Source organism: Candidatus Methylomirabilota bacterium (genome assembly GCA_035260325.1).
Classification (GTDB): domain Bacteria; phylum Methylomirabilota; class Methylomirabilia; order Rokubacteriales; family CSP1-6; genus AR19.
In genome coordinates, this window is the sequence record DATFVL010000159.1 from 1 (window position 1) to 22,523 (window position 22,523).

Annotated in this window: 20 protein-coding genes; 3 read left to right on the top strand and 17 right to left on the bottom strand. The window is 69.8% G+C overall.

What is annotated here, in order from left to right; translation table 11 throughout:
• From VKG64_10585 to VKG64_10630, 10 genes are all read right to left on the bottom strand, one after another.
• On the bottom strand, nucleotides 1-386 hold a 386-nt coding region (locus tag VKG64_10585), incomplete at its 3' end, for a Tim44 domain-containing protein (GenBank protein ID HKB25489.1).
• Between the two features lie 38 nt (nucleotides 387-424).
• Nucleotides 425-1,393 carry a quinone oxidoreductase gene (locus tag VKG64_10590; protein ID HKB25490.1) on the bottom strand — a complete coding sequence of 323 codons (969 nt, stop codon included), beginning with the start codon at nucleotides 1,391-1,393 and terminating at the stop codon, nucleotides 425-427.
• A 62-nt stretch (nucleotides 1,394-1,455) separates the two neighbouring features.
• Nucleotides 1,456-4,425: a hypothetical protein gene (locus tag VKG64_10595; GenBank protein ID HKB25491.1), complete on the bottom strand. Its 2,970-nt coding sequence runs from the start codon at nucleotides 4,423-4,425 to the stop codon at nucleotides 1,456-1,458.
• Nucleotides 4,426-4,589: 164 nt separating this feature from the next.
• The gene (locus VKG64_10600) at nucleotides 4,590-5,324 is read right to left on the bottom strand and encodes a hypothetical protein (protein ID HKB25492.1); all 735 of its coding nucleotides are present in this window, start codon (nucleotides 5,322-5,324) and stop codon (nucleotides 4,590-4,592) included.
• Nucleotides 5,321-5,929 carry a carboxypeptidase-like regulatory domain-containing protein gene (locus tag VKG64_10605; protein ID HKB25493.1) on the bottom strand — a complete coding sequence of 203 codons (609 nt, stop codon included), beginning with the start codon at nucleotides 5,927-5,929 and terminating at the stop codon, nucleotides 5,321-5,323. The genes VKG64_10600 and VKG64_10605 overlap by 4 nt, the downstream gene beginning before the upstream one ends.
• Before the next feature lie 31 nt (nucleotides 5,930-5,960).
• A complete protein-coding gene (locus VKG64_10610; GenBank protein HKB25494.1) occupies nucleotides 5,961-8,663 on the bottom strand; it encodes a hypothetical protein in 2,703 nt (900 codons plus the stop codon).
• 238 nt (nucleotides 8,664-8,901) lie between these two features.
• Nucleotides 8,902-9,741, bottom strand: coding sequence for a hypothetical protein (locus VKG64_10615; protein ID HKB25495.1), 840 nt, complete (start codon nucleotides 9,739-9,741; stop codon nucleotides 8,902-8,904).
• An 18-nt stretch (nucleotides 9,742-9,759) separates the two neighbouring features.
• Nucleotides 9,760-10,341, bottom strand: coding sequence for a hypothetical protein (locus VKG64_10620; protein HKB25496.1), 582 nt, complete (start codon nucleotides 10,339-10,341; stop codon nucleotides 9,760-9,762).
• Complete coding sequence (locus tag VKG64_10625; GenBank protein HKB25497.1) at nucleotides 10,338-11,645, bottom strand: pitrilysin family protein; 1,308 nt, start codon at nucleotides 11,643-11,645, stop codon at nucleotides 10,338-10,340. The genes VKG64_10620 and VKG64_10625 overlap by 4 nt, the downstream gene beginning before the upstream one ends.
• Nucleotides 11,642-12,949 (bottom strand): pitrilysin family protein, encoded by a 1,308-nt coding sequence (locus VKG64_10630; protein HKB25498.1) that lies wholly within the window; start codon nucleotides 12,947-12,949, stop codon nucleotides 11,642-11,644. The genes VKG64_10625 and VKG64_10630 overlap by 4 nt, the downstream gene beginning before the upstream one ends.
• A 25-nt stretch (nucleotides 12,950-12,974) precedes the next feature.
• Here VKG64_10630 and VKG64_10635 point away from each other — a divergent pair, with 25 nt between their 5' ends.
• Complete coding sequence (locus VKG64_10635) at nucleotides 12,975-14,018, top strand: trypsin-like peptidase domain-containing protein (GenBank protein HKB25499.1); 1,044 nt, start codon at nucleotides 12,975-12,977, stop codon at nucleotides 14,016-14,018.
• A gap of 164 nt (nucleotides 14,019-14,182) precedes the next feature.
• Here the strand turns inward: VKG64_10635 and VKG64_10640 are convergent, their stop codons facing one another.
• Nucleotides 14,183-14,875 carry a uracil-DNA glycosylase gene (locus VKG64_10640; GenBank protein HKB25500.1) on the bottom strand — a complete coding sequence of 231 codons (693 nt, stop codon included), beginning with the start codon at nucleotides 14,873-14,875 and terminating at the stop codon, nucleotides 14,183-14,185.
• Between the two features lie 29 nt (nucleotides 14,876-14,904).
• Here VKG64_10640 and VKG64_10645 point away from each other — a divergent pair, with 29 nt between their 5' ends.
• Together VKG64_10645 and VKG64_10650 are read left to right on the top strand one after the other, a co-directional pair.
• Nucleotides 14,905-15,783 (top strand): isoaspartyl peptidase/L-asparaginase, encoded by an 879-nt coding sequence (locus VKG64_10645; protein ID HKB25501.1) that lies wholly within the window; start codon nucleotides 14,905-14,907, stop codon nucleotides 15,781-15,783.
• Nucleotides 15,783-16,994, top strand: coding sequence for a threonine ammonia-lyase (locus VKG64_10650; GenBank protein HKB25502.1), 1,212 nt, complete (start codon nucleotides 15,783-15,785; stop codon nucleotides 16,992-16,994). The genes VKG64_10645 and VKG64_10650 overlap by 1 nt, the downstream gene beginning before the upstream one ends.
• Here VKG64_10650 and VKG64_10655 read toward each other — a convergent pair whose 3' ends face one another.
• The 6 genes from VKG64_10655 to acs form a co-directional block, all read right to left on the bottom strand.
• Nucleotides 16,995-17,228 (bottom strand): helix-hairpin-helix domain-containing protein, encoded by a 234-nt coding sequence (locus tag VKG64_10655; protein HKB25503.1) that lies wholly within the window; start codon nucleotides 17,226-17,228, stop codon nucleotides 16,995-16,997.
• 57 nt (nucleotides 17,229-17,285) lie between these two features.
• Complete coding sequence (locus VKG64_10660) at nucleotides 17,286-17,459, bottom strand: hypothetical protein (protein HKB25504.1); 174 nt, start codon at nucleotides 17,457-17,459, stop codon at nucleotides 17,286-17,288.
• A gap of 68 nt (nucleotides 17,460-17,527) precedes the next feature.
• On the bottom strand, nucleotides 17,528-18,148 hold the full coding sequence (locus VKG64_10665) for a lysophospholipid acyltransferase family protein (GenBank protein ID HKB25505.1): 621 nt from the start codon (nucleotides 18,146-18,148) through the stop codon (nucleotides 17,528-17,530).
• Between the two features lie 71 nt (nucleotides 18,149-18,219).
• Nucleotides 18,220-18,552: a TraR/DksA family transcriptional regulator gene (locus VKG64_10670; protein HKB25506.1), complete on the bottom strand. Its 333-nt coding sequence runs from the start codon at nucleotides 18,550-18,552 to the stop codon at nucleotides 18,220-18,222.
• 356 nt (nucleotides 18,553-18,908) lie between these two features.
• Entirely contained in the window at nucleotides 18,909-20,279 is a 1,371-nt protein-coding gene (locus VKG64_10675; protein HKB25507.1) for an MFS transporter, read from the bottom strand.
• Nucleotides 20,280-20,549: 270 nt separating this feature from the next.
• Nucleotides 20,550-22,505 (bottom strand): acetate--CoA ligase, encoded by a 1,956-nt coding sequence (gene acs, locus VKG64_10680; GenBank protein ID HKB25508.1) that lies wholly within the window; start codon nucleotides 22,503-22,505, stop codon nucleotides 20,550-20,552.
• Between the last annotated feature and the right edge of the window lie 18 nt (nucleotides 22,506-22,523).

Below are 22,523 nucleotides of genomic sequence, written 5' to 3' on the forward strand. Positions count from 1 at the left end.
GGCGCGGGCTCGCTCCGTCGCGCGCGGAGCATGCGTATCAGGAAGAAAGCGCCGCCGACCACCAGCAGGATCTCGAGGAAGCCGATGCCACCCCCGAAGCCGCCGCCGAAGCCGCCGAAGAGCATCGAGCCGATGAGGCCGCCGAGCGCCAGACCCGCGAGACCGCCCATCAGCCCGCCGAAGATGCCGGGCCGATTCGGCTGCGAGGGCATCGGCGCCGGGTTCGCCGGCGCCACCGGCGACGGCGCGGGCTTCGCGGGCGACGAGTAGGAGCGCGAGCCGCGGCTGCCGCCGCCCGTCGCGCGGGCCCAGGCGGTTCCGGCATCCACCACGAGCAGGGAGACGAGCACTATTCCGAGCAACGCCGTCAAGGCGTGAATTCGCATGGCCGCACCTCCGGCCATCATTCTAGCTCAGGGCGCGCTCAGGGAATCAGGAGAACCTTGCCCGTGGTCTTGCGTCCCTCCAACGCCCGGTGCGCCTCGGCCGCGTCCTTCAGCGGGAACTCGAACTCGGTCCGGAGCCGGAGCTTGCCGTCGCGGATCCAGCCGAGCACCTCGCCCGCGCGCTGGAGCAGCTCCTCGCGCGTCGCCGTGTGGTGGACGAGGCTCGGGCGCGTGAGGAAGAGCGACCCCTTCTGGTTCAGGATCTGCAGATCGAACGCGCCGATGGGCCCGCTCGACTGGCCGTAGAGCACCATCATCCCGCGCGGCGCCAGACAGTTGAACCCCTTGTCGAAGGTCGTCTTCCCGACCGAGTCGTAGACGACCTGCAGGCCCTTGCCGCCCGTGATGCGCTTCACCTCGACCTCGAAGTCCTGCTTCGTGTAGAGGATGACCTGGTCGGCGCCCGCCTCGCGCGCGAGCTTGGCCTTCTCGTCCGTCGAGACGGTGCCGACGACGCGCGCCCCGCGCATCCGAGCGATCTGGCAGAGGAGGAGCCCGACACCGCCCGCCGCCGCGTGGACCAGGGCCGTGTCGCCCGACTTCAGCGGATGCGTCGAGCACGCCAGGTAGTGCGCCGTCATCCCCTGGAGCATCGCCGCCGCGCCCTGCCGCGTGCTCACGCCCTGCGGCAGCACGACGAGGCGCTGGGCGGGCACGGCGGCGTACTGCGCGTACGCGCCCGGCACACCCGCATAGGCGACCTTGTCGCCGACCTGCACCTCGGTCACCCCCGGGCCCACCGCGGTCACCGTGCCGCCGGCCTCGAGTCCGAGCGTGATCGGCAGCTCGAGCTTGTACTGGCCGCTGCGCTGGTAGACGTCGACGTAGTTCACCCCCGCCGCCTCGACCTTGACGATCGCCTCGCCCGCCTTGGGCGTGGGCTCGGGCACGTCCTCGTACGTGAGCGCCTCGGGACCGCCGGCCTTGTGGATGCGAACGGCTTTCATCGGGTGACCTCCGTCGTCGGATTAGCGCAGCGGATTATAGCACCGGCGCTTCGATCTGTTTCCTACGGGAGCTTGAGCGCGTGGTAGTCGCCGGTGACGCTCCCGCCCCCGGCGAGCGTGGCCGGCAGCGCGGTGGGGTCCAGTGCCGGCAGTGTGCGATGAAACTTCAGATCCGCCGTGCTGTAGAGATAGCTCGGCTCGAGCAGCGTGTAGGGCCCCGAGAGATCGACGCTCGGGAAGACGGCGGGGGCCTGCGCCGGATCCAAGCCGTAGAGCAGCGTGCCATAGCCGCCGGCCGTGTAGTAGAACGTCACCAGGGCGGCCGAGCCCGTCGCCGACCATATGTCGTGAAAGCCGACGTCCAGGGTCGCGCCGATGAACTGCGCGCGCGCGAGATCGGGATCCCACACGAGCAGATCCCCCAGGTACCCGAACGTGCCCATCAGATCGTCGATCCAGGCGAGCGAGAGGAACACCAGGCGCTCGTTCCCGGCGACGGGCCGGGGGCGGCGGGCTTCGAGAAGCTGCCCGGGGAACCGCTGCGCCGCTCCCCCTCGCGCCTGGTGAATGCGCAAGGCGCTGCACACGCTCTGGGTGTCGCACTGCTCGATGAACAGCACGTCGAAGGGCGTGCTCACGGGCTGGATCGTGTACCGCCCCCGCGCGATCATCGCGTCGCGCAGATCCCCGCGGAGCCAGCCGTCCAGCCCCAGGCTCTGCTCGCCGTTCGCCGGCAGCGTGACGTCCGTGACGCTCCCGAGCGTCTGGCCCGGGCTGAGGCCGAACACGCCGCTGGAGGACGAGCTCTGCTCGGTGCGGTCCGCCGGGCCCCTGCCGCCGTACGTCACCGTGTAGTGCACCCAGAACGTGGTGTTGCCGACGCAGCAGCTGGTGTCCAGCGCATCGTCCACCACCTGCGAATTGATGGTGACGACCGGCCCGGCGGTCGAGGCGACCACCGTCCCCCGCTCGAGGTCCACCAGCGCCCAGAGCAGCGGCGCGATCTGCTCGGGAAAGTACGGCGAGATGGTCTTCGTGGTGGATTGCTCGAGACCACCCTGCTGACTCAATCTGAAGAAGGGCACCGTCGCAGACGCCACGGTCGGCCTGTCGAGATAGACAACGACCAGACCGAGCGGGCGGCCGCCGGCGTCCACGCTGATGTCCTGGAGCTGCCAGTAGTACGGGTCGAAGACGCTCCCGACGTCCGAGTTGTGCCGGATGTCGAGGATCACCGGGAAGCTCTGCGTGAACGGAATCGTCTGCTCGTACACCACCTGGAACGTGTACCCGCTGAAGCTCGAGCCGCTGAACTGGTACGAGCCGAAATTCTGGCTCCAGGTGAATGTCGCGGTCGCATCGGCCCGCGCCATGTGCTGGCGATACGCCACGGTCTGCGTGAAGTTGACCGTCGTGAGCTGCGCCGTGGACGGGAACGCCACACTCTTGCGTTGCGTCAGCACGAGATCGGTCGCGCCGGCCGGGATGTCGAGCTCGGCCGAGCCTGCTTTGCGCGGGACGTCGTACACGACGACAGTGGGCTGGGCGGCGTCCAGTCGGGTGCGCGCGACGAGCGCGCTGTCGGTATCCCCCCACTTCACAACCTCGTACTGGGCGACGGTGAGCGGGACGGTCTGCGAGCCCGACGGGGTCGTCAGGCCGAAGATACCTTTGGGCGTCCTGAGCTTCCACAGGGTGCCGTCGTTGACGATTTCCTCGACGCGCACGCCTCCCAACACCTTGCCGATCACGGCGCCGGGGTTGTTCTGGTTCGCCTGCTTGAGCTCGTTGCCGAGGGTGCCCTTGTATACGACCATGAACCTCTCGGCGTCGGGCGGCAGGCGAAACCGACTGGAGGTGATCGACCCCGCTGCGGGGACGCTGCTGATCGCCACCGGATCCAGAGCGGCCACGGGCGTGCGCTTTCCGTTCAGATCGTCCGCGTAGAGGCCGATCTCGCCGTCGACCAGCGCGTCGTTCTGCGCGGCGTTTGTCCCCGTGACCCGCACGATCGACGGATCGGTGGGATCCGCCGGGACGAGGTCCACATCGAGCTTGCCGCGGAAGAAGTAGTCGATCAGCGCCGCGGAGTAGCCGGTCGCGCGGGGCAGAAGTACGGCCGCCGCCGCGTCGATGGTACAGAAGTTCAGGGAGAAGACGCCCGGCTGGCCTTTCTTCTTCAACCCATCGTCGAAGAGGGAGTACGTCGTCAGATATTTGTTTCGGATGACCTCGCCCGTGACCACATCGCTCACGTCATTGCCGAAGAACGTCACCTTACCCGACAATCCTGCCGCTGCGGAGCACGCCGGAGCATCGGGTGAGGCGACGTCAACATCTGTGCGCAGCGAGAGATCCAGGCGCGGAAGAGGGTACGGCCTCCCGAAGTTGTCACGGCCGGTATTGCCGTCCACCGCCTCGGTGAAGTTGGTGTCTTTGCTAACAAAGTTACGATTGGTGAACTCCGCGAGGCCGCGGCCGTCGCCCGTGGTCCAGAAATGGCGGAGGTGCGGGAACTGCGGAGACGAATATCCACTGTAGGTAAGTGTCGTCCGGCGTTCGTTGATCTGATGCTCGAAGACGCTTGGCGTCCCGAACGGAAACGAAGGAGGGATCACTCCTGCATGCCAGTCGTTTCGCGTGTGCTCGGGCACGCCCATGTCCTGGATGAGATGGATGACCTGGCCGAGCGCCCGGAAGGTCGACGCCATCGCCGCCTCCCGGTCGCGTGGCGAGCTGGCGGTCAGGCCATTGAGGAAATAACGGTGGGCTTCGCGCCAGGAGAAGTCTTGGCCGCTGATCTGGTCGGGATCCTCCAGCGCCCACTCGAAGGCTCGGCGTCCAACGCTCACCGGACTGCCGCGGAAGTTGCCCGTGAGGCCTCGGTCGTAGACGGGATCGTAAAAATGATGACGATACCGAAAGGGATTCAACGAAATGAAATTGTTGTCGTCTTCACGGATGCTGCCCGTTGCCAGCCAATCTTCCGGGGTGAACGATTCACCCTCAGTTGACGCGAAGAGCGTCGTCACGCTCAAGCCCAGCTGCTCTTGCAGATACCCCCTCCTGAGAACAGATTGCGCGAAGGCCGATCGAGTGATTCGGTCGTGCGTTGGCGTCTCATACGCGAGGCTCGGCACCGCATACGTCATTGTGATCGCCGCACATGAAGCCCAAAAGAGTGAGGATCGCCGCATTAGTTTGCCCTCGCACGCTTCAACTGATTGTCGATATTGATGAAGAACGATTCCACTAGATCCGGGAGGATCTTATCTGGATCTACCCGACGCGCTTTGAAGTACTCGCGTTCAGCGCGCAGCGCCTCGTAAAAGCGTCTCATGCGGCCTACGTCGCGCCAGCCGGCAGAGATTCTGATGTTCTCCAGGTGCCGAAACCAATCCTCTGGTGTGCCCCGAAACGGCTCGACCCTGATCGCCATACCGTCCCAGAGCGATTCCTGCGTGCTGTCGTAGGGGTTCCCATCGATGCCGGGCCGCCGATAGTCGATCTGAGCGGCCGTCAGCTTCGTCATCGCCCGCAAGCGGGCGAAGTCTCGCTTCGAGGCATTGTGCAGCTCGACCGGCACGTACGCACTCTTGAAGATCATCAGGAATGGGCAATTATTCGCGGCGTGGGCCAACGGGGGGCGGAGCTTCGGACCCCACGCGGGAGTGACGAACACCCCCTGCGCGTCGGTCAGCGCCTCGACCACCTGAAGGCGGGGCCCCTCGCCAGATATTGTTCTGAGTTCCCATACCACCACCACGACCGCGCCCTCGATCGACTGTCCCGTCGCCGCATCCACCACCGTCGCCCGGATCTCCTTCCCGGAGTAGAACGGCGGCACGATGCCTTCGATGGACTCGCAGGTCGTAGCGATCACGAGCGAGACGAGCAAGCCCAGCGGCAGAAGCGCCCGCTTTCGCATCATCCGCCTCCGGCGCGCAGCTCTTTCAGTGCCCACTCGAACCATGGGATCACGGTCGGCGTCTCTTTCCTCAGCTCCGCGGGCAGCGTCTGCCACTCGCTGTCGAGCGCCGTCAGCATCCGGGGCGTCGGCTGATCACGGAGCGGGGCCCATATGTGGAGGAGACCATTGAGGAGCTCGGTGAGCTTCTTCGCGCGCGCCTCAGCCTCCTCGCTGGCCGCGCGCATCCGGATCTCGATAGATCGATTGTCCGACTTCAGTTGTCCCCCGTTGAAGTCGGTGGGCTCCCGGCCCGCCACGAAGAATATGAGCCCCGGCGAATCCTTGCTGACCGGGGCTCGCAGCGCCTTCGGCTCCCACGCCGCGATCGTGAAGGTTCCATCTCCGGCAGTCTCCGTCTCCACAGCGCGCAGAGTGTTCGCGAAGAGCAGTGAGTCCGCGATACGAGGGTCCCGCCACCAGGCCAGGACCGACACGCCGGCGAGCGGCTGGCCCGTCTCGTCCGCGAGCACCCTGCCTCGAATCACGGGCGAGACGTAGTCGATCCCCTGGGCATCCGCCGTCGTGTCTCCCACGCCGGCGCAAACAAGCGCGAGGCCCAGGGCCACCCAGCCAAGCGCAGTCATCACAGGGACCGGCTCACATCGCCACAATCTTCCAGACTCCGTCGAGATCCTGCATGAAATAGAGGAAATGCACAAACGTTCCCCCGTCCCGATCCTGCGTCGTCGCGTAGGCGGCGATCACGCCATCGAACGAGACGAGTCGAATGTCGCGGAGGGTGCTCGCCACCGTGGGGAGATCAGGGCCGAGCCGCTGGAACGCGCCACGATACTTGTCCTTCTGGCCATCGACCACGACGGTAACCGCTGCTTCGACGTCCCCTCGAGCGAGCGCATTGCGAAGCGTGGCCCATTTGGCTTGAAGCTGCGCGTCGGTCGCCTGTAGGTCGAGGACTTGCACGATTGTCTGTGCGGTGAAGGCATTCCCGAGCGGATCCCTGATGGTCGCCGTCGCCACGTAGACGCCTGGCCGCGAATAGGCAAATACTTGCGTGCCTGGCCCGGTCCAGCTGAGATCCGGCAGGCCGTCCCCGTTGGCGTCCAGATCCACGTGGCCGATGGGGCCGCCGGTGACCTCGAACGTGACGGTCAGCGGCGCCACGCCCGCGGGCGGAGTCGCACCCAGCGTGAACGGCGCCGCCGGAATCGCGGTCGACACTATAACCGCGATCGTCTGTTGCGCGGTCGCTCCGGCGGCGCTGGTCGCCACGGCGGTCACGCCAGTCGTGTCGGCGGTGATCAGCACCTGCGCCACGAAGCTCGTGCCCTGCACGGCGGCAGGCACGCCGTTCACGGTCACCCCCACTTCCGCGCCACCGGCGTCCACCGTCCCCCGGACGAGCAGGAGTCCGGCCGGCACGGTGGCCCCGTTCCCGGGCGACGTGATGGTGATCTGCAGACTGCTGACGGTGAATGTCCGCTGCGCCGGTGCGAGGCTCTCGTTCCCCGCCAGATCGCGCGCCTTCACCTCGAAGAGGTGATTGCCCGGCGTGAGCCCCGTCAGCGTCGCGGTCGTATCCAGGGCGAACGCCGACCACATCGCGCCGTCCAGGCGCCACGCGAACTGGAGGCTGCCCACGGGCGTCAGGTTGTCCGCTCCCGTGAAGGTGAAGAGCGCGGTCGTGCCTTGCACCGTACCGGCGGACCCTCCGGTGATCTGCGCGGTCGGCGGCGTGTTGTCCACGATGACGACGCGCGTCGCGGCCGTGGTGTTCCCGGCGCGATCGGCGGCGGTGGCCGTGAGCGTGTAGGAGATGCCGTCTCTCAAGCTCCGGGTGTCCCAGGCGGCCGTCGCCGAGGTCGAGGGGGCTGGAAGTGGCGGGCTCAGTGAGACCGACAGCAGCTGCGTCGGGGTCCCGGCCCCGGCCACGACGCCCAGGGTGACCGTGGCCACCCCGCTCCCGCTATCGCCGGCCGCTGCGCTGACCGTCACCGTCTCGCGCACCCACGCACCCGCCGGGGGTGCCTGGAAGCTCAACGCCGGCGCGATGTTGTCGTCGACGACCGTCGCCTCCGCCGGCGGCGACGTGAGCCCGTCGCCCCCGTGAGCGGTCGCGAACACCTCCAGCGTGTTCCGGGTGTTGAGGGCCAGCGTCAGCTGGGCCGCGAAGGCCCCGGTCGCGTCCGCGATCACGTTGACCGGCGTGGCGGCGTCGTTCACGAACAGGTCGACCGCCGCCCCCGCGTGCGCTGTCCCCGTCACGGCCAGTGGCGACCGGTTCGTGAACAGCGGCGTGCTCACGCTCGGCACGGGGGGCGCCAGGAACCGCAGCACGCGCTTGCCGTCGGCTACGTAGAGGTTGCCGCTCGGATCAAAAGCGAGGCCCGCGGGCTGCTTGAGCTTCGCCGCGAACAGGGTCAGGTGCGCGTCAGGGTGGAGCTTGCCGACCGTGCGATGCGCGTCGTCGTCGTCGAAGTCCAGCTTTCGCATGGTGAGGTAGAGCGCGCCTAGACGGTCGCGCGCGAGTCCCACGGGCTTCTTGAACTCGTCCGCAGGACCCAAGACGAGGGGCGGGCCGGCGCTACCATCGGCGAGGATGGGGATCTGGAACACTACGCCCGCGGCGTGCCGGTCGCCCCGGCGTCCCTGCGTGGCCGCGAACAGCGTCGCGTGGTTCAGGGCGAGACCCTGGAGGTGCTTGAAGCCGTCGGCGAAGACCGTCAGCTGGCCCGCCGGCGAGAGCGCCAGGATCATCTCGGGCTCGGCCGACTCGTCGTCGGGCTCCGCGTCGCGGTCGCGCGTGAGCCGGCGCGCGGAGACGAACAGCGTGCCGTCCTCGCGCACGGCCAGCCAGCGGGGCTGCTTGACGCCGACGAGGACCGGCGTGCGCCGGCCGGTGGCCTCCACCCGCACGACGCGTCCGGCCTTCTCCTCGGCGACCAGAAGGCGTCCCGCGGGATCGAGGGCCAGGCCGACCGGCCGCTCGAGCCCGGTGACCACCACGGCGCGGACCCCGCCGGGCGTGATGCGCGTCAGCGTGCCCGTGTCCCGGTCGGCGACGACGACATTCCCCTGCGCGTCCACGACGATGCCGCGCAGCTCACGGAATCCGTCGGCAAAGACCGCCGTCGGCGCCAGCGCCGTGATCGGTTGCCCGGCATGCGCGTGGCCGGCGAACAGGCACAGCGCCAGCGCGATGCCGAACCGGACGCGCGGGTTCCGGGAAGATTGCACGGGTACGATGGCGTCCCCGCACGTCGGGTCCGTCGGGTTGACGCAGCGCGTGCCAGGCTGGGCCCTCGCCGCGGAGGCCCCGGCCAGCAGGGCAACGATCGCCACGAGGACCGCCCTGGCGGCGTGGCACCTCCCGAGATCGCGACCATCGGGCAACATAAGGGCCGCAATATCGAGGCAAGCCGTGTGCTAAGGCGGGCCGCGGCACCCAGCCGCGGTCGAATCATCAGTTATCAGCGCGACTTGGCATCCTAGAAATGTCGCGCCGCCGTCCCGCTGCGAAGCGCCGCACTGCACTTCCGCCGGTGCACCTGCACACGAATCTGTGCAGTCGGACTGGGAGCTATCTGTTGCCGTTCCCCAGCAGCCCGCGGAGAAACTGGTACAGCGCGAAGCACTCGAGCGCGAACGGGGGGAAGCCCAGATAGCCGTGGACCGGCATCTCGAAGAGCCTCACGTCGGGCGGGTACGGCACCGTGTAGGTCCACTTGGTCAGCGCCCAGTAGTTCCAGAACTCCCACAGCGCGCCGCACACGAGCCCGCTCGCGAGGAGCGCGAGCACGCGAGAGGCGTCGCCCGCCGCGAGGTCGGCGAGCCACGACGGACGCCCGCGCTTGTAGTTGAGCGGCTCGAGGAGGAGCGCCCAGCCCGTCCAGACGAGCGGCACGAGCCACGCGGAAACCACGACGAGCGGCAGCAGCGCGGCGACGGCGCCCACGACGACGGCGGCGCGCAGCACCCTCTCCGGCGGGCGCCAGGGCCTGACGCGGGCGCGCTTGAAGACGGTCGCGCGCAGCGCCGCCGCCGTCAGGAACAGCGCGGGGAAGATCGTCGCGAAGGCCCAGTCGTAACCGACCCGGCGCAGGAAGAGGTTCGGCTCCATCCCGTGATACCGCCACCAGAGGCCGACCGCGTCGGCGCCGCCGCGCCAGAAGCGAGGCGCGTTGTACCACTCGAAGAGCCACCAGGCCGCGACCGACGCGAGGGCGACGAGCACGCCCTCGACGCGGTCGGTCGTCAGGTACGAGCGCCCGCTGAGCCGAAGGACCACAGCATCCAGCAGCAGCACGTACCCGGTCCACACGAGCGGCGTGAACCACCGCCCGACGACCGCGGAGCCCCCGAACAGCGCGGCCTCGGCGCCGAGGACGATGCCGACGCCGATCCAGCCGTGGAGCTTCACGAGACCGGTGGCCTCCTGTCAGCGCATCCTGGCCAGATCGATCGTGAACCGGCTGACGTCGCGGCCCTCGGGGTCGCGGACGATCAGCAGGACGCGCGAGCGGCCCGTGAGGTCGCGCGTCGGAAAGCCGTAGACACACCGCGCGAGGTAGGCGCCGCTCTCGAGGCGCCCGGCGGTGCGCTCGTTCTGGACGAACGCGGGCTCGATCTCGCGCTCGCCGACGACGAGCCGCGGCGCGAGATAGCGGGCGAAGTCCTCACGCGGCCCGCGTAGCTGGGTCCGGACGATGAGCCGGTCCTGCTGCTCGCGCAGGAGCCGCGCCGGCTCGTCGGGCGGGAGCTTCTCGTTCCGGAACGCCGCGTGGCGGCCGGCCATGACGAGGCGGTGGAAGGGCGTGACGACCATGACGCTGTCGCCCGCACCGTTCGCCACGCGCCACTCGGCGTCGAACGCGTCGTTGGTGACGGAGCGCTGCCCGACCCGCAGCGCCGCCTCCTGGTCCGCCGGCGCGAGCGCGAACGACGCCGCGAGCGCCGGCGCGCCCCCCAGGAGGAGCGTCGCGGTCACGAGGGCCGCCGTCGCGGGCCCGCGCGCCCTCACGGTGCCTTGCCGACCACCACGCGGTTGAAGGAGTCCGGGTCGAAGTACCTGGCGGCGACGCGCTGGACGTCGGCCGCCGTCACCGCGGCGATCCGCGCCTTGTAGCGCTCGGGATAGTCGAGCCCGAGCCCGAGTTGCTCGACGGCGGTGACGAAGTCGGCGACCTTGCCGGACGTGTCGAGGCGGAGCGGGAAGCTCCCGATCAGGTACGACTTGGCCAGGGAGAGCTCGGCGGCGGTGACGGGCTCGCGGATCATCCGCGCGAGCTCCTCCCGGAGCATCGTCTTCACGCGCGCCACCTCGGCCGTGCGGGTCTGCGCGCTCACGATGAACGCCGCGCCGAGGCGTTGGGGGGAGACGTAGCTGTACACGGTGTACGCGAGGCCGCCCTCCTCGCGCACCCGCGAGTAGAGGCGCGAGGCCGAGCCGCCGCCGAGGATGTACGAGGCGACCTGGAGGGGGAAGTAGTCGGGGTGCGCCTGGCGGACCGCCTGCCGGCCCAGCACGATCGTCGACTGCGTGAGGTCCCGCACGATCGCCTCTTCGCGCGGCCGCGGGCCCGGCGTCGCCTCGGGCACGCGCGCCGGCGGGCTCGACGGCCGTCGCCACGCGCCGAAGCGCGCCACGATCTCCCGGCGCGCCTCGTCCCGCGTGACGGCACCCACGACGGCGATGATCGCCGCGTCGGGGCGGACGTGCGCCGCGTGGAAGTGGACGACGTCGTCGCGCGTGAGCCGGCCGACGGTTTCGCGCGTCCCCTCCACGGGCACGCCGTAGGGGTGGTTCGGGAAGATCAGCCGCGCCAGCCCGCGCCCCGCGAGGGCGCCGGGGTCCTCGTCCGAGCGCTTGATCGCCGCCTGGATCTCCGCGACCTTGCGCTCGAGCTCCGCCTGCGGGAAGGTCGGCGTGAGGACGACCTCGACCAGGAGGTCCAGGCCGAGCGTCAGGTCCTTCTTGAGCACGCGGAGCGCCGCCGTGAGGTCGTCGCGGCCCGCGCCGGCCTCGAGACTCCCGCCCACGAACTCGATGGCGGCGTCGAGCTCGGGCCCGGCGCGCTTGGCCGTGCCCCGCGTGAGGAGCGCGCCGGTGAGGTTCGCGAGCCCGGCGCGGTCCGGCGGGTCGAGCGTGGCGCCGCCCCGTACGAGGACCCGCACCGCGACGAGCGGGATCGCGGGGCGCTCGGCGACGAGGAGCACGATGCCGTTGGGCAGCACCTCGCGGTGCGCGAGCGGCTCCGCGGCCGCGGGCGCGGCGGCGAGCAGCCCGAGGAGCGCGGCGAGCGGGAGCTTCACGGCGCCCGTCACGGCTGCGGCAGGAGGATGCCGACGTTCCGCTTGTCTTCGGGGAACCACGCGCCCGCGACACGCTGGACGTCCGCCGCGGTGACGGCGCGGATCTTCGCGAGGAACGCGTCCTTCAGCCGGTGGCCGCCGATCAGCTCGAAGCGCGCCAGGAGCGCGGCGCGGCGGTGGATCGAATCCTCCTGGAAGACGGTCGTCGCCTCGATCTGATTCTTCGCGCGGGCGAGCTCCTCGTCCGACACGGGCTCGCGCTTGAGCCCCTGCACCTGGGCGAGCAGCTCCTTCTCGAGCGTCTCGGGCGTCTGCCCGGGCATCGCCGTCGCCCAGAACCAGAAGAGGTTCGGATCCAGCGAGAAGTAGGAGTAGTCGCCGCCGGCGTCCAGGGCGAGCTGGCGCCGGTAGACCAGCTCCTTGTAGAGCCGCGACGCGCGCCCGCCGGCGAGGATCGTGGAGAGCACCTCGAGCGCGGCCGCGTCGTCCGACTTCTGGTTGGGCACGTGCCACGCGAGGTAGACGATCGGCAGCTCCGCCTGCTTGCGCACGATCACGCGCCGCTCGCCGTTCGGCGGCGGCTCGACGGCGAGCACCGGCGGCGGGTCGGCGCCGCGCGGGATCTTGCCGAAGCGGCGCGTGATGCTGTCGAGCGCGTCGTCGCCGCGGAAGTCGCCGACGACGACGACGATCGCGTTGTTCGGGACGTAGTAGACGTTGTGGAAGGCGCGGATCTCCGCGGGAGTGATCCGCCCGATGTCCTCCATCCACCCGATGATCGGATAGCCGTACGGGTGGGCCTTGAAGGCGATCGAGCTCACCTCCTCGCCGAGGAATCCGCCCGGGTCGTCCTCCGTCCGCGTGCGGCGCTCCTCGATCACGACCTGGCGCTCCGACTCGATGTCCTTCGGGTCGAGCAGGAGGTTCTGCATGCGGTCCGCTTCGAGCTCGAAGACGAGGTCGAGCTTGTCGGCGGCGATGTTCACGTAGTACGAGGTGACGTCCTGCGAGGTGAACGCGTTGTCCTGGCCGCCGTTCTGCTCGACGAGGCGCGCGAACTGGCCCCGCCCGTGCGCCGGCGTGCCCTTGAACATCATGTGCTCGAGGAAGTGTGCGATGCCGGTGGCGCCGCGCAGCTCGTTGCGCGAGCCGACACGGTACCAGACCTGGACGGTGACGATCGGGCTCCGGTGGTCCTCGAGGAGGAGCACGCGCAGGCCGTTGTCGAGCGTCGTCGCGACGACAACGTCCGCGGCGAGCGCCGTCGCGGGGAGCGAGAGGGTCAGCGCGAGGAGAGTCGCGGGGATGCGCCTCACTCCGTTTAGTGTATCATCCGGGGTCATGCGGCGCCCCGCCCTGCTCCTCCTGATCCTCCTCGTCCCGGGCGTCGCCGCCGCGCAGCCCTGCACCGAGTCGTTCACGACGCTGTACGAGCGCGTCTCGCCGGCGGTCGTCTCGATCCAGGCGACGAAGATCAACAAGTCGAAGCCGCAGCGGCGCTTCGAGACCGTCGTGGGCTCGGGCGTCGTGATCGAGCGCGACGGCCAGATCCTGACGAACGCCCACGTCGTGGACGGCGCGGGCACGCTCACGGTGACGCTCGACACGGGGCGCAAGGCGCCGGCGCGCCTCGTCGGCCTCGACTCGCTCCTCGACCTGGCGCTCATCCGCGTCGAGCCCGCCGCGCCGCTCGTGGTCGCGCGGCTCGGGGACTCGTCGCAGCTCCGCGTGGGCGACGAGGTCGCCGCGATCGGCAACCCGATCGGCCTCGAGCAGACGATGACGCGCGGGATCGTGAGCGGCCTGAACCGCTTCCTGCCGGGCCTCGCCGAGCAGCCGCTCATCCAGACGGACGCGCCGATCAACCCGGGCAACTCGGGCGGGCCGCTCGTCGATCGCTGCGGCAACGTCATCGGGATCAACACGTTCATCTCCGAGGAGGCGCAGTCCATCGGCTTCTCGATCCCGATCAACAGCGCCAAGGCGATCCTGCGCGAGCTCCGCGACACCGGCCGTGTCGTGCGGGCGTGGCTCGGCGTGGAGGGGCGCGAGCTGGACGGACGACTCTCCGACGTCGTCAAGCTGCCCCTGGTCCCCGGCTATCTGGTCGAGCTGGTCCACGAGGGCAGCCCCGCGGAGCGCGCCGGCGTGCGCGGCGGCACGATGTCGGTCGTCGTGCAGGGCGAGGAGTACCTGCTGGGCGGCGACATCCTCACCGCGATCCAGGGGACGTCCATCCGCACCAAGCAGGAGTACGTGGCGAAGGTGCGCACGCTCAAGCCCGGCCAGCGCGTGCGCGTGACGATCGTGCGCGACGGCCAGACGCGCGAGCTCACGCTCACCGTCGCCGAGCGCCCGCGCCTGCCCTCCGACCTGATCGATTGAACCGGGCACGGGCACCCGGGCTTTCGCCACGCCCGTGCCCCGCCGCGATCACTCGCCGCGCCCGCTTCGCTGCCCGGTCTCCGCCGTTGTCAGCCTTCCGTGATCCGCAGAAGCCACGGGTCTCGGCAAGCTCCCGGCCCGACCTCTCCCGCACGCCAGGACGCTCAGTCCGTGCGGTCGAGGAGGCGGCGCGCGCGGCGGAACACCGAGCGGAGCATCGGGCGGGTGAGCTTGCCCGTGAACGTGTTCTGCTGGCTCGGGTGGTACGACGCGATCAGCGTGATGCCGTCGGCGAAGGTCGTCGCCGCGCCGTGGCCGAACACCGGGGGGCGCGCGGGCCGCGGGCGGCCGAGGGCGCGCCGCGCGCGCAGGTAGGCCTGCCAGCCGATCCGTCCGAGCCCCACGACCACGCGCACCCGATCCAGGAGCCGCAGCTCTTCCAGCAAGTAAGGCTCACACCGCGCCATCTCGCCCGGCGTCGGCTTGTTCGCGGGCGGGGCGCAGCGGATCGCCGCCGTGATGTAGGCGTCGCGGAGCTTCAGGCCGTCGTCGCGATGCCGCGACGTCGGCTGGTTCGCGAACCCCGTGTGGTGGAGCGCGTCGAAGAGCCAATCGCCGCTCCGGTCGCCGGTGAACATGCGCCCCGTGCGGTTGCCGCCGTGGGCCGCGGGGGCGAGGCCCACCAGGAGGACGCGGGCACGCGGGTCGCCGAACCCAGGGAGCGGCCGCGCCCAATAGCGCTCGCCCACGTAACGCCGCGGCGGGGACGCCGCGGATGCCTCCCGGTGGGCCACGAGCCGCGGGCACGCGGTGCAGCGGACGATGCGCGCGTTGAGGCGGTCGAGCGGGCTTTGCAAACTTTCGGGATTGTGACACGGTGGAGGCCATGCTGCCAGCGCGCGTCCCCACGCTGATCGTCCACGGCGGCGCCGGCGCCGACTCCGCCGAGGCCGCCGAGTACCGCGCCGGCGTGCGGGCGGCCGTCCTCGCGGGCTGGACCGTGCTCGCCGGCGGCGGCACGGCGCTCGACGCAGTGGAGACGGCGGTGCGGGCCCTCGAGGACGACCCGCGCTTCAACGCCGGACGCGGCTCGGTGCTCACGTCGGCGGGCACCGTCGAGATGGACGCGTCCATCATGGAGGGCGACCGGCTGCGGTGCGGCGCGGTCGCCGCCGTGAGCCGCATCGCGAACCCGGTCACCCTCGCCCGGCGCGTGATGGACGGCACGCGCCACGTGCTGCTCGCGGGCGAGGGCGCCCTCGCGTTCGCCCGCGCCCAGGGCCTCCCCGAGTGCGATCCGCAGTCGCTCGTGACCGAGCGCCAGCTCGCGCGTCATCGGCAGCGCGCCGTCGCGGCCGCCGAGGGCACCGTCGGCGCCGTCGCCCTCGACCGCCACGGCGCGATCGCCGCGGCCACGTCCACCGGCGGCATGGCGGGCAAGCTCCCCGGCCGTGTGGGCGACAGCGCGCTGATCGGCTGCGGCACCTACGCCGACAGCTCGCTCGGCGGCGTCTCCTGCACGGGCGACGGCGAGGCGATCATCCGCGTCGTGCTCGCCCGGCAGGCGCTCGCCTACCTGAAGGAGGCCGACGACCCCGACTACGCCGCACGGGTGGCGGTGGACCTCCTCGTCGAGGAGGGCGGCGGCCAGGGCGGCCTCATCCTCCTCGACTGGCGGGGCCGGCCCGGCTGGGCGCATTCGACGCCGCTCATGCCGGTCGCGCTCATGTCGCCCGCCCTCGGCGAGCCTCGCGTGCCGTTCTGATGCTCGAGCTCGCCGACATCGACGGCGCCAGGCGCAGGCTCCAGGGCGCGATCTACGAGACGCCCTGCCCCTACTCGCAGACGCTCTCGGAGCTCTCGGGCGCGCGCTGCTTCGTGAAGCTCGAGAACCTCCAGATGACGGGCTCGTTCAAGGAGCGCGGCGCCGCGAACCTGCTGCTCCAGCTCGAAGCCGCCGCGCGCGCGCGCGGAGTCGTCGCCGCGAGCGCGGGCAACCACGGCCTCGCCGTCGCCTTCCACGCCGCCCGCCTCGGGATCCCGGCGGTGATCGTGATGCCCGAGTGGGCGCCGCTCATCAAGGTGACGTCGTCGCGCCGCTACGGCGCGGAGGTCATCCTGCACGGGGCGAACTACGACGAGGCGTACGCGCGGGCGCGCGAGGTCGAGGCCGAGCGCGGGCTCGCCTTCGTCCACCCCTTCGACGACCCGCGGGTCATCGCCGGCCAGGGCACGCTCGGCCTCGAGCTCCTCGAGCAGCGCGCGGAGATGGACGCGGTGCTGGTGCCGGTCGGCGGGGGCGGGCTCATCGGCGGCGTCGCCCTCGCGATCAAATCCCACCGTCCGTCGGTCCGCGTGATCGGCGTCCAGGCCGCGGCCCTCGCCGCGATGCGGGGCGCGCTCGAGGCCCGCGCCCGCGTCACGCTGCCCGCCGCCTCGTCGATCGCCGACGGCATCGCCGTGCGCCAGGTCGGGGAGCAGACGCTCGCGCTCGCGCAGAAGTACGTCGACGAGATCGTCACGGTGGACGAGGAGGAGCTGGCGAACGCGATCCTCCTGCTCCTCGAGATCGAGAAGACCGTCGTGGAGGGCGCGGGCGCGGCCCCCCTCGCCGCGCTCCTGAACCGGCCGCTCGACCTGGCCGGGCGGAACGTGGTGCTCGTCCTCTCCGGGGGCAACATCGACGTGACCGTGATCTCGCGCATCATCGAGCGCGGGCTCGTCAAGGACGGACGGCTCGTGCGCCTGGGCGTGCTCCTCCACGACCGGCCGGGCGCGCTCGCCCGTCTCACCGCGCTCATCGCGCAGGAGCGCGCCAACATCGTCCACATCGAGCACGACCGCGCGTTCGCGCACGGCGGGATCGGCGAAACGCAGGTGGAGCTGACGCTCGAGACCTCGGGGCGCGCACAGATCGACGCGCTCACGCAGCGGCTCGTGGCCGCCGGCTACCGCGTCGAGGAGCGGACGGGCTAGCTAGGCGCCGGGCGCCTCGGGGCTCGTGCCGTCGGTGGGCTCGAAGTCGAGGCGGTCGCGGAACGCCTCGTCGAACCGCCAGCCGGGGAGGGTCTGGGCGAGCTGCCGCTCGTCCTGGATCGGGCCGTGCTCGGCGCGATAGCGGACGATCGCCCAGACCTCGGCCGGACCGAGACCGGGGAGTTCCAGCAGCTCGAGCGCGTTCGCGAGGTTGACGCGCACCTTGGTCGCCATGGCGCACCCCCTTGCGAGGGATCTCGCGCCTACGTAAGCACCGCGGCGCCGCGCATGTCAAGGGGACCCGGCATCGAGCGTCGACGCGAGGAACTTCGTGATCTCGCGCTTGGCGCCGCGGCGCGTCCAGCGGGTGAGGATCAGGCCGGCGATGCCGATGGCGAAGACGAGCTCGAGCGCCTCGAGGTGTCGCCCCGCCAGGATGGACATGCGGACCAGGTCCGCCGCCATGATCGCGACCGACGCCGCCAGGACGAGGGGGCGGCCACGAGGCGCCCGGCGCGCGCCGCTGTCACGACCTAGCGCGTCGCGGCCGCTGACAGCGCGCCGCTGATGGCCGCGTGGGCCTGCTCGGCCAGCCGGCGCGCGGCCAACTTCGGGTCCAGGCCCGGGTCGGGATGGATCGGGGGGTGGTAGGTGATGCGGATGCGGCCGGGTCGCGGGAACGCGCGGCCCGGCGGCCAGGCGGCGTGGCCGCCGTCGATCGTCACCGGCAGGACCGGCGCCCCGACCGACACCGCCAGGCGGAACGCCCCGAGCTTGAAGCGCCGCACGCCGCCGTCCAGAGTCCGCTCGCCCTCGGGAAAGATCATCACGACCTGCCCCGACTGCAGCAAGCGCACGGCCTCCCGCGCCGCGCGCGGGTCGGCCGACTCGATCTGGACGGGGAACGCGCGGAGGAGGCGGATCAACCGGCCGAACACCGGCACCTCGAAGAGCCGGCTCCACGCCATGTAATAGACGCGCCGGCGGACGGGGATCGACACGAGCGGCGGGTCGGCGTACGTCTGGTGGTTCGGCGTGATGATGAGGGGCCCCGAGCCCGGAATGTGCTCGACGCCGACCAGCTCCAGGCCGAAATAGACTCGGCAGAGGGCGCGCATCGCGGGACGGAACAGGTCCAGGACCGGGGTCCGCACCCGCCTAGCCTACACAAAAAACGGGGCCGGGATACTCCCCGGCCCCGCGTACGACCCGTGATCTTGGGGGGTTACTCGTCGTCGCCGACGGCCTCGGCCTCAAGCTCGCTCGTGCCGCGCTGGCCGCCGAACCGCTCGAGCTGATCCTGGCAGCGCACGCAGGTCTGAACCTCCGGCAGCGCGCGCAGCCGGGCGGGAGAGATGGGCTCGCTGCACTCCACGCACGTGCCGTACTCGCCATCGTTCAGGCGGTCGAGCGCGGCGGACAGCCGGTTCACCCGGTCCACAAGGAGCTCGCGCGTGGCGAACCCGATTTCCCGGTCCTCGTTCGCCCGGATCTCGTCGACCTCGTCGGCGAAGGGGGAGTTGTCGCCGATCGCCCCAGGCACCTCTTCGAGCGCCACGGCCCCACCCATCTGGCGGAGCCGGCCAACGGCCATCTGGAGATCCTGCTCTAGCCGCTTCCGAATGTTGTCCATAGTGACCCTCCCAGTGCGACTTGCACCGAGTGCTGCAATTGAGATGCCGAGCATGGGACGGATGGATGCGGGTTCTAATTCATTGAAAAATCAGCCAACGCAGATCCCTGGAACCCCAGGGCTCCGGGCAGAATGCCAGGCTCGTGACACTTTCACGGCAGAGTGGGGGCCTTTCAGTCAGATCCGGAAAACGACCGCGGACAGAACCTCCGGGTTCCGCTCGAGGGCTGCACCCCTCGAGCGGAACCCAAGAGCGGGTCAGGCGACCAGGACTCGACTGCTCACGCGCGGCTGCGCGTGGCCTCTCGCGTGGCCTCTATTGCGCCTTCCGTCCAGATGCTGTGCTTGCGCGTCTCCGGCATCACGAAGACGGCGATCAGGAACATGATCGCCGGAAGCCCGATGGGATAAACCAGGGCCCAGAAGAGGGGGTCGCTGGAGCCCATCTCCACCGCCTTGGCGTAGGCCGCCGTGGTGATGATGGGCACGAGACCGCCGCCCCAGCCGTTGCCGATGTGATAAGGCACTGACACCGAGGTGTAGCGGATGCGCCCGGGGAAGAACTCCGCCAGGAATGCCCCGATCGGTCCGTACGTCATGCCGACGTAGTTGACCAGGATTACGACGATGACGACCGCCATCGTGGCGTTGAGGGTCTTGGGATCGGCGTAGACGCCCAGCGCCGTGTAGAGCGGGTAGTACGTGAGGGAGGCGAGGGCCATGCCGCCGAGGATGATCGGCTTCCGGCCGATCTTGTCCGAGAGCCAGCCCCAGAAGATCAGCGTCGGGGTCGCGATCAGCAGCGCGGCGCCGATGATGTAGCTGGAGGTGAGCACGTCGAGCTTCTTGACCGATTGGAGGTAAAACAGCGCCCAGAACTGGCCGCTGTACCAGACGCACCCCTGTCCCAGCACGACCACGCTGGCGATCGCCACGTACTTGAAGTTGTTGCTCAGGAAGGCCTCGCGCCACGGATTGGTCGCGGTCCGGCCCTTCGCCTTGATCTCCTGGAAGATCGGCGTTTCACCCAGCGAGAGCCGGATCCAGATCGCGATGGCGACCAGGAGGAGCGAGATGATGAACGGCACGCGCCAGCCCCAGTCGTTGAACGCTTCGACGCCCAGATAGGTCCGGACCCCGATGATAATCGCCAGCGACAGGACGATGCCGAGCGTCGGCGACGTCTGGAGCCAGCCGGTGTAGTAGCCCCGCTTCGCGTCCTCGATGTGCTCGGCGACGTAGGTGATGGCGCCGCCGTACTCACCGCCGAGGCAGAGACCCTGGATCAGGCGGAGGGCGAAGAGGATGAAGGCCGCGGCGAGTCCGATCGAGGCGTAGCTGGGAACGAAGCCGATGAACGCCGTCCCCAGGCCCATGCCGGTCAGCGTGACGATGAAGGTGTACTTCCGGCCCACCTTGTCGCCGAGCCAGCCGAAGAGGAACGCCCCCAGCGGCCGGATCAGGAAGCCGACCGAGAAGATCGCCACGGTGCTGAGGAAGGCCGCGACCGGGTGGCTCTTCTCGAAAAACTTGGCCGCGAGGATCGAGGCCAGGCTGCCGAAGATGTAGAAGTCGTACCACTCGATGATGTTGCCGACGGACGCGGCGATGACGACCCGTCGGAGTTCTTTGAGCGGAACCTTAGCCGGCATTGGCCCCCCTGTTGGTCATTGCACCGTTGACCGAATGAGTTGAGGAACAGAAGCGGAACCATGTCGCCCAGCGTTCTCGGGTAGCCTGTTCATACCTCGGGCGTCCTGCGTGCAGGGGCTGTGCCAAGGACACCCACAGGCTAACGAGTTGATTCTTGGCGAGACCGGACCCTGCGACGAGAGCGAGAGGTGGTGCCGGCACCAAGAAATCGGTGGTATCGGCACCCTGCCGCAGCGCGTGATGACCGCCGCGGCAAGACGCCGGGAGAGCTAGCTTTCCTGCTCCTCGTACTTGTTCTTGAGGGTCGCGACCACGTTCGGGTCGGCGAGCGTCGTGGTGTCGCCGAGCGCCCGCCCCTCGGCGATGTCGCGCAGGAGCCGGCGCATGATCTTGCCGCTCCGGGTCTTCGGCAGCTCGGCGGAGAAGATGATGTCGTCCGGGCGCGCGAGCGAGCCGATCTTCTTGGTGACGTGCTGCTTGAGCTCGTCCATCAGCGCGGGCGTCGCGCTCACGCCGCTCTTGAGCGTGACGAACGCCGCGATCGCCTGGCCCTTGATGTCGTGGTTCTTGCCGATGACCGCGGCCTCGGCGACCGCCTTGTGGTCCACGAGCGCCGACTCGACCTCCATCGTCGAAACGCGGTGGCCCGAGACGTTCATGACGTCGTCCACGCGCCCGAGGAGCCAGAAGTAGCCGTCCTCGTCGCGCTTGGCGCCGTCGCCCGTGAAATAGATGTTGTCGTACTTCGACCAGTACTGCTTGACGTAGCGGTCGGGGTCGCCCCAGATCCCGCGCAGCATCGCCGGATAGGGCTTCTTGATCACGAGGTACCCCGACGTCGCGGGGTTGCCCTTCTCGTCGAGCACGTCGGCGTCGACGCCCGGGAAGGGCCGCGTGGCCGAGCCGGGCTTGAGCGTGGTGATGCCGGGCAGCGGCGTGATCAAGATCTGGCCCGTCTCGGTCTGCCACCAGGTGTCGACCACGGGACAGCGACCGCCGCCGATGACCTTCCAGTACCACACCCACGCCTCGGGGTTGATCGGCTCGCCGACCGTCCCGAGGAGCCGGAGGCTCGAGAGGTCGCAGCGCTTCGGGAACTCCTCGCCCCACTTCATGAACGTCCGGATCGCGGTCGGCGCCGTGTAGATGATGCTGATCCCGTACTTCTCGACGATCCGCCAGAAGCGGTCCTTGTCGGGATGGTCCGGCGTGCCCTCGTACATGACGGTCGTGGCGCCGTTGGCGAGCGGCGCGTAGACGATGTACGAGTGACCGGTGACCCAGCCGATGTCGGCCGTGCACCAGTAGACGTCCTCCTCGTGGATGTCGAAGATCCACTTGTGCGTGGCGGTGACGCCGGTGAGGTAGCCGCCCGTCGTGTGGATGATCCCCTTGGGCTTTCCCGTCGAGCCCGACGTGTAGAGGAGGTACAGCAGGTCCTCGGAGTCCATCGGCTCCGCGGGACACCGGGCGGGGACGTCCTTGACAAACTCGTCCCACCAGACGTCGCGGCCGTTCTGCATCTCGACGGCCTGCCCCGTGCGCTTGAGTACGATGACGGTCTTGACGCCGGGCGCGCCGCGGAGCGCCTCGTCGGTGTTTTTCTTCAGCGGGACGATCGCGCCGCGCCGCCAGCCGCCGTCGGCGGTGATGACCAGCGAGGAGTCCGCGTCGTGGATGCGCTCGCGCACGGCCTCCGGCGAGAAGCCGCCGAAGATCACGCTGTGCGCTGCGCCGATCCGGGCGCAGGCCAGCATGGCGATCGGCAGCTCGGGCACCATCGGCATGTAGATCGTCACGCGGTCGCCCTTCTTGACCCCCTGCCGCTTCAGCGCGGCGGCGAACCGGTTCACCTCACGGTAGAGGTCCCAGTAGGTCAGCACACGGCTGTCGCCCGGCTCGCCCTCCCAGATGATCGCGGCCTTCGTGCGGCGCGGGCCCGTGACGTGGCGGTCGAGGCAGTTGTACGCGACGTTGAGCTTGCCCCCGACGAACCACTTGGCGTAGGGCGGCTTCCACTCGAGCCCCTTCTTCCACGGCTTGAACCAGTGGAGCTCCTTGGCGCGCTGCTCCCAGAACTTCACGAAGTTCTTCTGCGCCCGGGCGTACACGGAGGCCTTGTTGACGAGCGCGTTCTTCACGAACGCCTTCGGCGGCGGGAACCTCCGGTTCTCCCGGAGCAGCACCTGGATGGGCACGTCTGCCTTCGGCTTCGCTTGGGCCATAGCTCCCCTCGGTAGACG